Source organism: Xanthomonas sp. SHU 166 (assembly GCF_000364685.1).
In the GTDB taxonomy this organism is placed as follows: Bacteria; Pseudomonadota; Gammaproteobacteria; order Xanthomonadales; family Xanthomonadaceae; genus Xanthomonas_A; species Xanthomonas_A sontii.
In genome coordinates this window covers 1-817 of record NZ_AQOJ01000697.1, presented here as the reverse complement: position 1 = coordinate 817, position 817 = coordinate 1, and the positions used below count along the sequence as shown (strand labels likewise).

1 pseudogene is annotated in these 817 nt (G+C 76.4%); it reads left to right on the top strand.

What is annotated here, in order from left to right:
- Positions 1-817, top strand: a pseudogene (locus D180_RS16355) (histidine kinase); the annotation flags it as partial.

Sequence of the window (817 nt, the reverse complement as noted above, 5' to 3'; positions counted from 1 at the left end):
CGCGCCGGCGGCGTGTGGCTGCTCGGCTCCGGCGCCAGCGTGTTCCGCCTCGACACCACCAGCGGTGCGCTGAGCGCGCCGCATTGGGCCAACGGTGCGCCCAGCGGGCGCTTGCTGTCGGTGCTGGACGACCCGCGCGGGGCATTGTGGATGGGGGGCAGCAGCACGCTGCTGCGCGGCCCGCTGGACGGGGGCACCCTGCAGCGCTGGACCCGCGCCGCCGGCGAGGCCGATCCGATCCCGGACGGCACGCTCGCCTGGCTGCAACTGGACGCACGCCAGCGGCTGTGGATCGCCGCGCCGGGCTACGGCGTGCAGGTGCGCGATGGCGACGGCCACGTGCTGCAGAACCTCCCCGGCGGCCAGCACGGCCTGGCCGGCACCGACATCGCGGCGTTCGCGATGGCGCCGGACGGCACGCCGTGGGTGGCCGCCGAACAGTTCCAGCACTGGGACGGCGCGGCCGGGCAGTTCCGCACGCCGCCGGAGCTGGCCGGCGAGAAGGTGCAGTCGTTCGCCTTCGCCGACGCGCGCACGCTGTGGGTGCATCGGCTGTCCGGGCTGGAACTGTGGCGGCGCACCGGCGCGCACTGGCAGCGCAGCCAGCGCTACGCGGTGGCCGACGGGCTGCCGGCCACCGAGTCCAGCGCGCTGGTCGCCGATTCGCAGGGGCGCGCCTGGCTGGGCATGCGCCGTGGCCTGTTCCGGGTCGATCCGCGGCGCACGCCGGCGGTGCGCGCGTTCGGCACCCGCGACGGGCTCGGCAGTCAGGAACTGGTGCGGCGCGGCCTGCTGATGACCGCCGACGGCGTGCTGG